General features: G+C 73.2%; 7 protein-coding genes. 5 read left to right on the top strand and 2 right to left on the bottom strand.

Going from position 1 to position 13,400, the window contains the following annotated elements:
- Nucleotides 1-30 precede the first annotated feature (30 nt).
- The 4 genes from ACIQFU_RS07460 to ACIQFU_RS07445 all read left to right on the top strand — a co-directional run bounded on the left by ACIQFU_RS07460 (nucleotide 31) and on the right by ACIQFU_RS07445 (nucleotide 6,553).
- Nucleotides 31-987, top strand: coding sequence for a carbohydrate kinase family protein (locus tag ACIQFU_RS07460; RefSeq protein WP_402549707.1), 957 nt, complete (start codon nucleotides 31-33; stop codon nucleotides 985-987).
- Nucleotides 984-2,309, top strand: a complete 1,326-nt coding sequence (locus ACIQFU_RS07455) for an alpha-glucosidase/alpha-galactosidase (protein WP_402549706.1) — start codon at nucleotides 984-986, stop codon at nucleotides 2,307-2,309. Before ACIQFU_RS07460 ends, ACIQFU_RS07455 begins: the two co-directional genes overlap by 4 nt.
- Nucleotides 2,310-2,586: 277 nt before the next feature.
- Entirely contained in the window at nucleotides 2,587-5,250 is a 2,664-nt protein-coding gene (locus tag ACIQFU_RS07450) for a SpoIIE family protein phosphatase (RefSeq protein ID WP_402549704.1), read from the top strand.
- Between the two features lie 148 nt (nucleotides 5,251-5,398).
- Nucleotides 5,399-6,553, top strand: a complete 1,155-nt coding sequence (locus tag ACIQFU_RS07445; protein WP_402549703.1) for a M23 family metallopeptidase — start codon at nucleotides 5,399-5,401, stop codon at nucleotides 6,551-6,553.
- 172 nt (nucleotides 6,554-6,725) lie between these two features.
- On the opposite strand, the gene ACIQFU_RS07440 is transcribed toward ACIQFU_RS07445, so the two are convergent.
- Nucleotides 6,726-7,091: a hypothetical protein gene (locus ACIQFU_RS07440; RefSeq protein WP_402549702.1), complete on the bottom strand. Its 366-nt coding sequence runs from the start codon at nucleotides 7,089-7,091 to the stop codon at nucleotides 6,726-6,728.
- A 210-nt stretch (nucleotides 7,092-7,301) separates the two neighbouring features.
- Here ACIQFU_RS07440 and ACIQFU_RS07435 point away from each other — a divergent pair, with 210 nt between their 5' ends.
- Entirely contained in the window at nucleotides 7,302-9,848 is a 2,547-nt protein-coding gene (locus tag ACIQFU_RS07435) for a discoidin domain-containing protein (protein ID WP_402549700.1), read from the top strand.
- A gap of 63 nt (nucleotides 9,849-9,911) precedes the next feature.
- On the opposite strand, the gene ACIQFU_RS07430 is transcribed toward ACIQFU_RS07435, so the two are convergent.
- Nucleotides 9,912-13,286: a pyruvate carboxylase gene (locus ACIQFU_RS07430; RefSeq protein WP_402549699.1), complete on the bottom strand. Its 3,375-nt coding sequence runs from the start codon at nucleotides 13,284-13,286 to the stop codon at nucleotides 9,912-9,914.
- Nucleotides 13,287-13,400: the final 114 nt, after the last annotated feature.

Genomic DNA, 13,400 nt, shown 5'->3' with positions numbered 1-13,400 from the left:
CTCCGTCCGCCGTCACTCCAGGGAAGACCCATGCCGCACAGCTTCGACCTGCTCGTCGTCGGCGACGCCAATCCGGACGTCGTCGTGGGGCCGCTGGACGCGCCCCTCGCCTTCGGACAGCGCGAACAACTCGTCCCGGACGGCGCCCTCACGCTCGGCGGCTCCGCCGCGATCATGGCGTGCGGAGCGGCCCGCCTCGGCCTGCGGGTGGCGTTCGCCGGCCGGGTGGGCGACGACGACGCGGGACGCTACGTCCGCGACACCCTCGACGCGCACGGGGTCGACACCGGTGCCCTGCTCGTCGATCCCCGGCTGCCGACCCCGCTCACCGTCGTGCTCACCCGTGGCGACGACCGAGCCATCGTCACCGCCCCGGGCACGCTGCCGGCCACGACGGCCGCGGACGTCCCGGCCGCGCTGCTCGCCTCCGCCCGGCACGTGCACGCCGCGTCGTACTTCCTGCTGCCCGCTCTCGCCACCGGTCTGCCCGAACTGCTGCGCACGGCACGCTCGCACGGCGCCACGACGTCCCTCGACACCAACGACGACCCCTCCGGCCGCTGGGACCCGGCCGGGCCGGACGCCGTACTCCCGCACACCGACTATCTGCTGCCCAACGCGGCCGAGGCCCGGCGGCTCGCCGGGTTCGACGGTCCGGACCTCGGGAAGTGCGCCGCCGCGCTCGCCGGCCGGGGGCCCACGGTCGTCGTCAAGAACGGCGCCGAGGGAGCCCTGTGCCACGACGGGCACACTCTGCTCACCACGCCCGGCATCCCGGCCCGGCCGGTCGACACGGTGGGCGCCGGCGACAGCTTCGACGCCGGATTCGTCGCCGCGCTGCTCGCCGGGCTCGCCCTGCCCGAGGCCCTGGAACTCGCCGCCGTCTGCGGCGCGCTGTCCACCCGCGCGCACGGCGGCACCACCGCCCAGCCCACCTGGGACGAAGCGTTCGCCCAGGTCACCCGCAACGGAAAGAACCCCGCATGAGCACCGCCCACCCGACCGCGCCCAAGATCACCTTCGTCGGAGCCGGCAGCGTCGTCTTCACCCAGGGTCTGCTCGCCGACCTCTTCGCGTTCGACGAGCTGAAGTCCGCGCACATCGCGCTGCACGACATCGACGCGGAGCGCCTGGCCACCGCCCGGGCGGCCGCCGAGTACATCGCCGCCGAACGCGGCGCCCGGCCCCGCGTCACCGCGCACGCCGACCGCCGCGAGGCCCTGGACGGTGCCGACTTCGTCATCAACATCGTGCAGGTCGGCATGGGCGAGGCGACCCGTACCGACTTCGAGGTGCCGGCCCGGTACGGGCTGCGCCAGACCATCGGCGACACCCTCGGCGTCGGCGGCATCTTCCGCGCGCTGCGCACCTTCCCTCTGCTCAGGGCGCTCGGGCAGGACATCGCCGAGGTCTGTCCGGACGCCTGGCTGCTCAACTACACCAACCCGATGGCGATGAACGTCCAGTACCTCGCCGAGGCGACCGGCCTGACGCGGGTGGTGGGGCTGTGCCACTCCGTCTACTGGACGGTCCAGGGCCTGTGCGAGCTGCTGAAGGTGCCGTACGAGGAGGTCACCTACCGGGCCGCGGGCGTCAACCACCAGGCCTGGGTGCTGCGCCTGGAGCACGGGGGCGAGGATCTCCACCCGCGCCTGGACGCCCTGATCGCCGAGGACCCCCAGCTGCGCCGCCGGGTCCGCATGGACATGTACCGGCGCCTGGGCCACTACCCGACGGAGACCAGCGAGCACTCGTCCGAGTACGTGCCCTGGTACCTGCACCACGACAGCGAGATCGACCGGCTGCGGCTGCCCGTCGGCGCCTACCTGGGCATCGTGGACGAGAACGTGGCCGAGTACGAGCGCACCCGCGACGCGCTGGCGTGCGGGGCGCCGCTCACCGTCGAGGGCACCATGGAGTACGCGCCGCAGATCATCCACAGCATCGTGACCGGCACGCCCCGCACGGTCTACGGCAACGTGCCGAACCACGGTCTGATCGAGAACCTGCCCGCCCGGGGTGCCGTCGAGGTGCCGTGCCTGGTCGACTCCGCGGGCATCCAGCCCACCCGGGTCGGCGAGCTGCCCCCGCAGCTCGCGGCCCTCAACCGGGCCTACCTGAGCACCACCGACCTGGTGGTGCGGGCGGCCACCGAGGACGACCCGCGGCACATCAGGCACGCGGCGATGGCCGATCCGGCGACGGCGGCGACCCTCGGGGTCGAGGAGATCTGGCGGCTGTGCGACGACATGGTCCGCGCCCACCGGGACCGGCTGCAGCCGGGGCTGCGGGGCGCACTCGCCTTCTGAGCCGGCCGGCGCGGCCGGAGCCGGGCCGCGCTGGTGCGGCCCCGCGTACGGGGGAGAACGCGGGGCCGCACCAGCAAGCTATCGGAGTAACCGGCCGCCTGCCAGACCCGGTGCGCGGCGACCGGCGCGCACCTTTCACCCCCGCCCCACCGCCGTGCTCCCACCCCGCGTTTCACCCGGTGCGTCACCCGGCCGGCGGACGGGAACGCCCCCGGAACGCGGAGTGCCCGGGCGGCGCGCGCTGCGGAGCGGGCCGGGTGGGGCACACACTGAGGTCATGGGTTGTCCCGATCCGCCGGCGGCGGTGTCACGGCGCTTTCCCTACGGGCCGCAGAGCGTGGCGGCGGCCCGTGGGTTCGTGCGCAGCGCACTGGACGGCGCCGCCCGGGACCTGGTGGACACGGCACGGCTCCTGGCCGGCGAGCTGGTCACCAACGCGGTGCTGCACGCCCGCACCGAGGTCGAGGTTGACGTGGCACGGCTCGACGGGCGGGTGCGCGTACGGGTCGGCGACCGGCGGCCCGGCCGTGGACCCGTACCGCAGCACTGCTCGCCGTACGCCGGCACCGGCCAGGGCCTGGCGCTGGTGGAGCAGCTGGCCTCGCGGTACGGGACCGAGAGCGGCGGGGCGGGCAAGACGGTGTGGTTCGAGCTGTGGCACGACGGTCCGCCGCCGCCGTCGTCCGGGTGGGAGGCGGCCGGGCCGCCGCGGCCCGACGAGCGGACGGTGACGCTCGTCGACGTGCCGGCCGCCCTGGAACGGGCGGGCCGCCAGCACCGGCACGTCGTGCTGCGCGAGCTGACGCTGGCCGCGGCGGCGGGAGACCCTCTCGGGGTGTCTCCCGAGGACCTCGTGGTGGCCAACGACGCCAACAACCTGATCAGTGCCGGTGTGACAGCCGCTCTGGAGGGGGCGGTCGCGGAGTCCGGTCTGAACACCCTGCGGCTGCCGCTGCCGGCCGGCGCCGTGCCGGCGCTGAGGGTGCTGCGCCGCGTGCTCGACCTGGCCGAGGAGCGTGCGCGCCAGGAGCGGCTGCTCACTCTGCCGACCCTGCCCCGGGGCCGCGCCTTCCAGGAGTGGCTCTTCGACGAGATGGCCGGACAGCTGACCGGGGACCCGCCCACCGCCTGGACCGTGGTCCCGCGCGATCCGGAGATCAGCTCCACCGAACTCGTGCCGTGGGACGTCGGCCAGGTACGGGCCAGCAGGATGCCGACCGTCGCCGCCGACGAGGGCAATCGCATCGTCGCGGCCAACGGGGCGGCGGCGGACCTGCTGGGCTGGGGCCCGGACGACCTCGTGGGACGCCGCCTGACCACGCTCGTCCCCGAGCACCTGCGCGAACGGCACACCTCCGCGTTCTCCTCCATGCTGCTCACCGGTCGCACCCGCATCGTGGGACGGTCCGTGCCGCTGCCCGCACTGCATCGCGACGGCCGACTGGTGCCGGTCCGGCTGTTCGTCCAGACCCAGGAGACGGCCGACGGCCGCACCGTCTTCGTCGCCCAGCTCGTCCCGCGGGCGACCACGTTCCTCGACGTGCCGAGGACTCCCGGCCGGATCAAGGAGGCGGCCACCGGGGAGCCCGACGGTGGCGGATCACCGGGCGTCCCGGAGACCGGCCCCCGGACGGCCGATGCCCGACGGGGCTTGTCGGCACTGGACCGGCTCGGCCTCCTGGCCGAGTTGGCGGCGCAGCTCAACAACACGCTCGACCTGGACGAGGGGCTGCAGCGCGCCGGCCGGCTGCTGACGCGGCGGCTGGCCGACTGGTGCGCGGTGGACCTGTTCACCGACGACGCACGGGTGGAGCGGGCCTGCGTCGTCCACCGGGACCCCCGTGCCCTGCGCCCTGGGGCCTACGAGGGAAGGCTCCCGGCACTCTCCGAGGAGTCTCGCGGCCCGCTGGCCCGGGTGCTGCGCGGCGCCGGGCCGCTCCTGCTCACGGACGCCCCGCAGCCGGGGCAGACCGAGAGTGCGCTGGACCGGGCGTACGTGGCGCTGTTCCGGGAGCTGGGGGCCGGCAGCGCCGTCGTCGCTCCGCTGCGGGCCCGCCGCAGGATCTTCGGGGCCCTGACCCTGGCCCGCGCGCCGGGCGGGCGTCCCTTCGCGGAAGAGGACCTGGACCTGGTCGACGACCTGGTCCACAGTCTCACCCTGGGGGTGGACAACGCCCGTCTGTACCAGGACACCCGCTCCATCGCCGAGCGGCTCCAGCGCTCCCTGCTGCCGGTGCTGCCGGACGTGGCGGGCCTGCGGATGGCCGCCCGCTACGCCGCCTCCTCGACCACCGCGCAGGTCGGCGGCGACTGGTACGACAGCTTCGTCCTGCCGGGCGGCGACACCGCGGTCGTCATCGGGGACGTGACGGGGCACGACCTGGAGGCGGCCATCGAGATGAGCCAGTTGCGCAGCATGCTGCGGGGCATCGCCATGGACCGTCAGGAGCCGCCCGCCGAGGTGCTGCGCCGGCTCGACCTGGCCAACCACAGTCTGCACCGGGTGGCGACCGCCACCTGTGTCTACGGGCTGATCAAAGGGCCGGCGCACGGCCCCTGGGAGCTGGCCCACTCCTCCGCCGGGCATCTGCCGCCCCTGCTCACCACCCGGGACGGCCGCTCCCGCTACCTCGACGGCGGCGCCGGCCTGCTGCTCGGCATGGACCCCGAGGCATCCCGGAGCACGGCCGGTGACGCGCTGCCGGCCCACTCGACGCTCCTGCTGTACACCGACGGCCTCGTCGAGCGCCGCGACGAGCCCCTCGACGACGCCCTGGAACGGTTGCGCCGGCACGCCGCCGACCTGGCCCACGAGCCCCTGGACACGTTCTGCGACGAGCTGCTGATCGGCCTGGGGGCGGACGGCGAGGACGACATCGCGGTCCTCGCCGTCCGCCCCGTGCCGCTCTCGTCCGGGCGGCACGGGCCGCCCGGACAGTGACGCTCCGTCCGAGGAGTGGCGATCGGGGCGCCGGACACCGTCGGCCCTGCCCGTTCGGGCAGCTCCTTCTGCCTCGGCGGCTCCTGACACCGGCGCGGGGGCGGCGATAGCGTCCCCGCGTGAGCATCACGTCCCGGCGAGCGGCCAGATGAACGACGAGCGGCCGACCGTGGCGCGGACGGTCGACGACACGAACGGCCCCCGGCCCGAACCGGACCAGCCGGACCAGCTGACACAGCCGGAGCCCTTGGAGCGGCGCCGCGAACGCAAGCGCCGCGGGCCGGGCCCGGTCACCCTGTTGCTGCTGCCGGCTCTCTTGACCGTCACCGGCGTGGCCGCGTTCCTCGCGCTGGGCGGACTGCCCAGTCCGTGGCCCGACGACGACTCCGCCGCCGATCCGTCCGCCGCGGTGGACATCGACCCCTCGTACATCCCCTGGCTGCGCAAGGCGGCCTCGGCCTGCACCGTCCTCGAACCGTCCGTGCTCGCCGCGCAGATCGACCAGCTCTCGGGCTGGAGCGACGACTCGGACGAACTGTCCGGCCAGAAGGGCATCGCCGCCTTCACCGACGACGAGTGGCGGACCTGGGGCAAGGACGACGACGGCAACGGCCGGTCCTCGCCCCGCGATCCGGCGGACGCCATCATGGCGCTGGGCCGGCGGGACTGCTCGCTGGCCTCGAAGGTGACCGAACTGCGCACCGAGGGACGGATCAACGGCGACCTGGTGGAGCTGACCCTCGCCGCTTACGCCGTGGGGCCGGACGCCGTGACCGAGGCGGGACGCGTGCCGTCGGCGGCCAAGACGTACCTCGGCGAGGTCACGGCCCTGCTCCCCCGCTACGAGGCACTCGACCGGGAGGAGTCCGGCAGCGCGGGCGGAGCGGCCGGCGCCCTGCTGACGGCTCCGGTGAGCCCGCTCACCGTCACCTCGCCCTTCGGGTCCCGGGAGCACCCGCTGACCGGGGTGACCAAGCTGCACACCGGCGTGGACTTCGCCGCGCCGCAGGGCGCGCAGGTCGTGGCGGCACGGCGGGGCCGCGTCGTGTTCGCCGCGCTCACCAGTGCGTACGGCAACCGCGTCGTGATCGACCACGGGACCATCCAGGGCAAGCGGGTGGAGACGACCTACAGTCACCTCTCCTCGCTGGGGACGGCGGTCGGACAGACCGTGGAGGCCGGGGCGCCGATCGGACGGGTCGGCTCCACCGGCCTGTCCACCGGCCCCCACCTGCATTTCGAGGTCGTCCTCGACGGGTACTACACCGATCCGCGCCCCTGGGTCGTGCCGGACGGGGTTTGATCCGGCGTTTCGTGTCGATGGACTCAGCACGACCCAGTCGAAGCGCGAGACAGAGCGGAAGTACGAGCCGCCCCCCGGGCGGCGTCGCCGGGCTGCCCGACCTCACCGGCGCCGGCCCCGTCGCCTCGGTCACCGCGACCGGGCCGGAGGAACTCGACGCGGTGGTCCGCCCTCACGCCGCGCGTACGCGCTCGGGCAGCGCGCGCAGCGGCACCGCCGGGGTGCGGGCGGCGCTGACCCGGTGGATGATCCGGTTCGGGTCGGCGAGCGGCTCGCCGAGTGCTATCCGGCCCGCGGCGTGCAGTGCGTCGCACTCGGCGGTCGGCAGCGCGACGTAGCAGCCGCCCCGGCCGGTGGCGGAGTCCAGGGGACGCCAGTAGCTGTATCTGCGCCGCCCGTCCGCCCTCACGGTGACGAAGACGGGGGTGCGCGCGTCGCTGACGATGCGCAGGACCTCGGCCTCGGCGGCACCGAGCCGGTCGGGGCGCCGGGCCCCACGGAGGTCGGCGGTCTGCGGTCGGGCGGCGGTGAGCGGCATCGGCTGTGGCCTTTCCAGGTCAGTGACTCGAGAACACCTACCCGGTCCGGCCGGAGTTGATCTCGATGGGCCGCATTCTTCAGCACGGCACTGACAACTCCTGTCCGGAGTCTTGCCGGATCGATGACTCACCACTTAAATCACACCTTGAACTAAGCCTCCGCGTCGAGCGGTTGGCCGGTCCTGTCCGCATCCCCGGAAGGCTCTCGCATGAGACTCAGATCCTTGGGTGTCGCGCTCGTCGCCACGGCGGCGCTCGTCACCCTCCCCGCCCCGATGGCGGCCACCGCGGCCGACACCCCGCTCTCCCAGGGCCGGACGGCCACGTCGTCGTCGGCCGAGAACGCCGGAACACCGTCCCGGTACGCCGTCGACGGCGACACCGGCACCCGGTGGTCGTCCGCCGCGAGCGACGACCAGTGGCTCCAGGTCGACCTCGGCGCCACCGCCTCCGTCACCCGGGTCGTGCTCGACTGGGAGGCTGCCTACGGCAAGGACTACAAGATCCAGCTCTCCCAGGACGGGAGCACCTGGAGCGACGCGAAGACGGTCACGGACGGCGACGGCGGCACCGACACGCTCGACGTCTCGGGCCAGGCCCGCTACGTCCGCATGCAGGGCGTGCACCGGGCCACCCCCTGGGGCTACTCCCTGTGGGAGTTCCAGGTCTTCGGCACCACCGGCGGCACCGCGCCGGGCGGCTCGTGCGACACCGCCAACGCCGCGCAGGGCAGGCCCGCCTCCGCCTCGTCCGTCGAGAACGCCGGTACACCGGCCGCCGCGGCCTTCGACGGCGACACCGGCACCCGCTGGTCCAGCCAGGCCGCCGACCCGCAGTGGGTGCGGGTCGACCTCGGCTCCGTGCGCGACCTGTGCAAGGTGGACCTGAACTGGGAGGCGGCCTACGCCAAGGACTTCCGGATCGAGGCCTCCACGGACGGGCAGAACTGGCAGACGCTGAAGAGCGTCACGGGCGCCACCGGGGGCAAGTCCTCCTACGACGTCAGCGGTTCGGGCCGCTACGTCCGCGTCCACGGTACGGCGCGCGCCACCGGCTACGGCTACTCGCTGTGGGAGGTCGCCGTGCACACCGGCACCACCGGCACTCCCCCGGTCGAGGGCGGCGGCGACCTCGGGCCGAACGTCATCGTCGTGGACCCCTCCACGCCGAACCTCCAGCAGAAGTTCGACCAGGTCTTCGCCCAGCAGGAGTCCAACCAGTTCGGCAGCGGGCGCTACCAGTTCCTGATGAAGCCGGGCACGTACAACGGGATCAACGCGCAGATCGGCTTCTACACCTCCGTCTCCGGTCTGGGCCTCAACCCGGACGACACGCAGATCAACGGTGACATCACCGTGGACGCGGGCTGGTTCAACGGCAACGCGACGCAGAACTTCTGGCGTTCGGCCGAGAACCTCGCCATCACGCCGTCCAACGGCACCGACCGCTGGGCCGTCGCCCAGGCGGCCCCGTTCCGCCGGATCCACGTCAAGGGCGGCCTCAATCTCGCCCCCAACGGCTACGGCTGGGCCTCCGGCGGCTACATCGCCGACTCGAAGATCGACGGCACCGTCGGCCCCTACTCCCAGCAGCAGTGGTACACCCGCGACAGCTCGGTCGGCGGCTGGACCAACGGTGTCTGGAACATGACGTTCACGGGCGTCGAGGGCGCGCCGGCGAGCAACTTCGAGACCGGCCCGTACACCACGCTCGACACCACGCCGGTCTCCCGCGAGAAGCCCTTCCTCTACCTGGACGGCAACGAGTACAAGGTGCGCGTGCCCGCCAAGCGCACCAACGCGCGCGGCGTCTCCTGGCCCGCCAACGCAGGCGGCACCTCCCTGCCGCTGAGCCAGTTCTACGTGGTCAAGCCGGGCGCGACGGCGGCGACCATCAACGCCGCGCTCGACCAGGGCCTCCACCTGCTGTTCACGCCGGGCGTTTACCACATCGACCAGACCATCGAGGTCGACCGGGCGAACACGGTCGTGCTGGGGCTCGGGCTGGCCACCATCATTCCCGACGGCGGGGTCGACGCCATGCACGTGGCGGACGTCGACGGCGTGCGCCTCGCGGGCTTCCTCATCGACGCGGGCCCGGTGAACTCCGACACGCTGCTGCGGATCGGGACGCCGGGCGGCAACGCCGACCACTCCGCCAACCCCACCACCATGCAGGACGTGTTCATCCGCGTCGGCGGCGCGGGACCGGGCAAGGCCACCGACTCGGTCGTGATCGAGAGCGACGACGTGGTCGTCGACCACACCTGGATCTGGCGGGCCGACCACGGCGAGGGCGTCGGCTGGGAGACCAACCGCGCCGACTACGGCCTGCGCGTCAACGGCGACGACGTCCTCGCGACGGGGCTGTTCGTCGAGCACTTCAACAAGTACGACGTCTACTGGAGCGGCGAGCGCGGCCGGACCGTCTTCTTCCAGAACGAGAAGGCCTACGACGCCCCGAACGAGGCCGCCATCACCCACGACGGCATCGTCGGCTACGCGGCCTACAAGGTCGCCGACTCGGTGAACGTGCACGACGCGGTGGCGCTCGGCAGTTACTGCAACTTCACGTCCGACCCGGGCATCGTCCAGCACCACGGGTTCCAGGTGCCGGTCAAGCCGGGCGTCAGGATGCGCAACCTCCAGGTGATCTCGCTGGGCGGCATGGGCCAGTACCGCCATGTCGTCAACGACACCGGCGCGGCCACGTCGGGGACGGACACCGTGCCGTCCAAGGTCGTCCAGTTCCCGTGAGGGACGACGCGCCCCGCAGTGGTGCGGGGCGCGTCACCCGTCCGGGCCGGAAGTCCTCGTCCCTCAGGCGAGTTGGACGAGGAGGTCGCCGCCCTCGACCTGCTGGATGCGGTTGATGGCGAGCCTGGTCACCTTGCCGGACTTCGGCGCGGTGATGGACGCCTCCATCTTCATCGCCTCGATGGTGGCCACGGTGGCTCCGGCCTCCACCTCGTCTCCCTCGGCGACGGCGAGGGTCACCACACCGGCGAACGGCGCCGCCACATGGCCGGGGTTGGCCCGGTCGGCCTTCTCCGTCACCGGGACGTCGGTGGCGGCCGACCGGTCGCGGACCTGGATCGGGCGGAGCTGTCCGTTCAGGGAGGACATCACGGTGCGCATGCCGCGCTCGTCGGCGTCGCCGACCGCCTGCAGTTCGATGAGCAGCCGGACACCGGGGTCGAGGTCGACCGTGTACTCCTTGCCCGGGCGCAGTCCGTAGAAGAAGTCCTTGCTGTCGAGGACGCTGGTGTCGCCGAACGACGCGCGGTGGGCGTCGAACTCCCGGGCCGGGCCGGGGAACAGCAGCCGGTTGAGCGTCGCCCGGCGGTCCTTCTCCAGCCCGCCGCGGTCGTCCCCGGACAGCTCGGCGAGCGGCCCGGCTCCGGCACGGCCCCGCAGCGCCTTGGTCCGGAACGGCTCGGGCCAGCCGCCGGGCGGGGTGCCCAGCTCGCCGCGCAGGAAGCCGACGACCGAGTCGGGGATGTCGAACCGGTCGGGGTCCTGCTCGAAGTCGGCCGGGGAGACACCGGCACCGACCAGGTGCAGGGCGAGGTCGCCGACCACCTTCGAGGACGGGGTCACCTTCACCAGGCGGCCCAGCATCCGGTCGGCGGCGGCGTACATGGCCTCGATGTCCTCGAAGCGGTCGCCGAGGCCGAGCGCGATGGCCTGGGTGCGCAGGTTGGAGAGCTGGCCGCCGGGGATCTCGTGGTGGTAGACGCGGCCGGTCGGGGAGGCGAGGCCCGCCTCGAAGGGGGCGTAGACCTTGCGGACGCCCTCCCAGTACGGCTCCAGGTCGCCGACGGCCTGGAGGTCGAGGCCGGTGGGGCGCTCGGTGTGGTCGGTGGCGGCCACGATCGCCGACAACGAGGGCTGCGAGGTGGTGCCCGCCATGGACGCCACGGCCCCGTCGACGGCGTCCGCACCGGCCTGGACCGCGGCCAGGTAGGTGGCGAGCTGACCGCCGGTGGTGTCGTGGGTGTGCAGGTGCACCGGCAGGTCGAACTCCCGGCGCAGCGCGGAGACCAGGGTCGCGGCGGCCGGGGCGCGCAGCAGACCGGCCATGTCCTTGACCGCCAGCACATGGGCGCCGGCGTTCACGATCTGCTCGGCGAGCCGCAGATAGTAGTCGAGGGTGTAGAGCCGCTCGGAGGGGTCGGACAGGTCGGCCGTGTAGCACAGCGCGACCTCGGCGACGGCGGTGCCGGTCTGGCGTACGGCCTCGATGGCGGGCCGCATCTGCTCGACGTCGTTGAGGGCGTCGAAGATGCGGAAGACGTCGATGCCGGTGGCGGCGGCCTCCTGCACGAAGGCGTCGGTCACCTCGGTCGGGTAGGGGGTGTAGCCCACGGTGTTGCGGCCGCGCAGCAGCATCTGGAGACAGATGTTGGGCACCGCCTCGCGCAGCGCCGCCAGCCGCTCCCACGGGTCCTCGGCGAGGAAGCGCAGGGCCACGTCGTAGGTGGCGCCGCCCCAGCACTCCAGGGACAGCAGCTGGGGCAGGGTGTGGGCGACGACCGGTGCCACGGCGAGCATGTCCTTGGTGCGCACCCGGGTGGCGAGCAGCGACTGGTGGGCGTCGCGGAAGGTGGTGTCGGTGACGCCGATGGTGGACGACTCCCGCAGCCGGCGGGCGAAGCCCTCGGGGCCCAGCTCGGCCAGCAACTGGCGGGAACCGGCCGGAGGTTCACCGGCGGGCACGGCGGGCAGCTTGGTCAGCGGGTCGATCAGCTCGGGGCGCTCGCCGTGCGGCTTGTTCACGGTGACGTCGGCGAGGTAGGTCAGCAGCTTGGTGCCGCGGTCGGCGGAGTGCCGGGCGGTGAGCAGGTGCGGGCGCTGCTCGATGAACGAGGTGGTGACCCGGCCGGCCTGGAAGTCGGGGTCGTCCAGGACCGCCTGGAGGAAGGGGATGTTGGTGGCGACGCCGCGGATGCGGAACTCGGCGACCGCGCGCCGGGCCCGGTTCACGGCGGTGGTGAAGTCCCGTCCCCGGCAGGAGAGCTTGACCAGCATCGAGTCGAAGTGGGCGCTGATCTCCGTACCGGCGTGGGTGGTGCCGCCGTCGAGGCGGATGCCGGAGCCGCCGGGCGAGCGGTAGGCGCTGATCTGCCCGGTGTCCGGGCGGAAGCCGTTGGCCGGGTCCTCGGTGGTGATCCGGCACTGGAGGGCGGCACCGCGCAGGGTGATGTTCTCCTGGGCGAGGCCGAGGTCGGCCAGCGTCTCGCCGGCGGCGATGCGCAGCTGGGCCTGGACCAGGTCGACGTCGGTGACCTCCTCGGTGACCGTGTGCTCGACCTGGATGCGCGGGTTCATCTCGATGAAGACGTGGTTGCCGTCCCGGTCGACGAGGAACTCGACGGTGCCGGCGTTGCGGTAGCCGATCTGCCGGGCGAAGTTCACGGCGTCGGCGCAGATCCGCTCCCGCAGTTCCGGGGCGAGGTTCGGCGCGGGCGCCAGCTCGATGACCTTCTGGTGGCGGCGCTGCACCGAGCAGTCCCGCTCGAAGAGGTGGATGACGTTCCCCTCGCCGTCGGCGAGGATCTGCACCTCGATGTGGCGGGGTTCGACGACCGCCTTCTCCAGGAAGACGGTGGGGTCGCCGAAGGCGGAGGCGGCCTCGCGGGAGGCGGCCTCGATGGCCTCGCGCAGCTGGGCGGGTTCCTCGACGCGGCGCATGCCGCGCCCGCCGCCGCCCGCGACCGCCTTGACGAACACGGGGAAGCCGACCCGGTCGGCGGCGCCCACGAGTTCGTCCACGTCGTTCGAGGGTGCGCTGGAGCCGAGCACCGGTACGCCGGCCTCGCGGGCGGCGGCCACGGCGCGGGCTTTGTTGCCGGTCAGTTCGAGGATCTGCGCGCCGGGTCCGACGAAGGTGATCCCGGCCTCCTCGCAGGCGCGGGCGAGTTCGGGGTTCTCGGACAGGAACCCGTAGCCCGGGTAGACGGCGTCGGCCCCCGCCCGGCGGGCGGCGCGGACGATCTCCTCCACGGAGAGGTACGCGCGCACCGGATGCCCCTGCTCCCCGATCTCGTAGGCCTCGTCGGCCTTGAGCCGGTGCAGCGAGTTGCGGTCCTCGTGCGGGAAGACGGCGACGGTGCGCGCGCCGAGCTCGTAGCCCGCCCGAAACGCACGGATCGCGATCTCACCGCGGTTGGCGACCAGCACCTTGCGGAACATTCTTGATCCCTTCAGCCTGCCGGGTGACCAGACCATGGTGTCGGCGCCGCCCCCGGTACGCCATGTGAGCCGGGCCACTTCCGACGCCGTCAGTTCCTCAGCGGACTTTGGCGG

Origin of the sequence: Streptomyces sp. NPDC093065, from assembly GCF_044754585.1 — a bacterium.
Lineage (GTDB): Bacteria > Actinomycetota > Actinomycetes > Streptomycetales > Streptomycetaceae > Streptomyces.
The sequence above is the reverse complement of the archived record's forward strand: the minus strand, read 5'-3'. Positions and strand labels throughout refer to the sequence as shown.

Bases quoted from the DNA above. Each gene is read 5' to 3' on its own strand.
- ACIQFU_RS07435 (WP_402549700.1), top strand. From the start codon at position 7,302: ATGAGACTCAGATCCTTGGGTGTCGCGCTCGTCGCCACGGCGGCGCTC.
- ACIQFU_RS07440 (WP_402549702.1), bottom strand. From the start codon at position 7,091: ATGCCGCTCACCGCCGCCCGACCGCAGACCGCCGACCTCCGTGGGGCC.
- ACIQFU_RS07455 (WP_402549706.1), top strand. From the start codon at position 984: ATGAGCACCGCCCACCCGACCGCGCCCAAGATCACCTTCGTCGGAGCC.
- ACIQFU_RS07460 (WP_402549707.1), top strand. From the start codon at position 31: ATGCCGCACAGCTTCGACCTGCTCGTCGTCGGCGACGCCAATCCGGAC.
- ACIQFU_RS07450 (WP_402549704.1), top strand. From the start codon at position 2,587: ATGGGTTGTCCCGATCCGCCGGCGGCGGTGTCACGGCGCTTTCCCTAC.
- ACIQFU_RS07445 (WP_402549703.1), top strand. From the start codon at position 5,399: ATGAACGACGAGCGGCCGACCGTGGCGCGGACGGTCGACGACACGAAC.
- ACIQFU_RS07430 (WP_402549699.1), bottom strand. From the start codon at position 13,286: ATGTTCCGCAAGGTGCTGGTCGCCAACCGCGGTGAGATCGCGATCCGT.